This window comes from Mesorhizobium sp. M2D.F.Ca.ET.226.01.1.1 (assembly GCF_004022705.2).
Lineage (GTDB): Bacteria > Pseudomonadota > Alphaproteobacteria > Rhizobiales > Rhizobiaceae > Mesorhizobium.
The window spans coordinates 1-362 of record NZ_RZOY02000068.1 but is presented as its reverse complement, the minus strand read 5'-3'; the positions used below and the strand labels follow the sequence as shown (position 1 = coordinate 362).

Annotated in this window: 1 protein-coding gene; it reads left to right on the top strand. The window is 59.7% G+C overall.

Features of this window, described 5'->3' with window-relative positions; genetic code table 11:
* Positions 1-12: 12 nt before the first annotated feature.
* Positions 13-362: hypothetical protein (locus tag EN869_RS33785; RefSeq protein ID WP_135916131.1), on the top strand; the 350-nt coding region annotated here is incomplete at its 3' end.

Below are 362 nucleotides of genomic sequence, written 5' to 3'. Positions count from 1 at the left end.
GGAGGCATCGGGATGTCCAAGTTCAAAGAAGCTCTTGAGCGCGGAAAGGAAGCCCGTAATCAGAAGGGGAGAGGCGCCGAAAATGCGAGGGCTGCGGAGCGAAATGTGCCTGTGGCGGACTTTGAAGCGCAAGCGAGGGCCTGGCTGGATGACGTCGTGGTTGCATCGTTGCAAGCGGCCAATGCCGAGGTCGCTGGCGAGGTGGCTTTCGACATAGACACCGCATCCGATCGCTTGGTCAAAGCATCGACACCGTCGATGCGGTTCGAGATCTACAGGAAGCGGCAATCGGAAAATGCGGTCAGAAGGATGTTCACAGTCAGTGTCGAGGTGAGCGGAGCGGTGTCCGTGTCGGCCCCCGG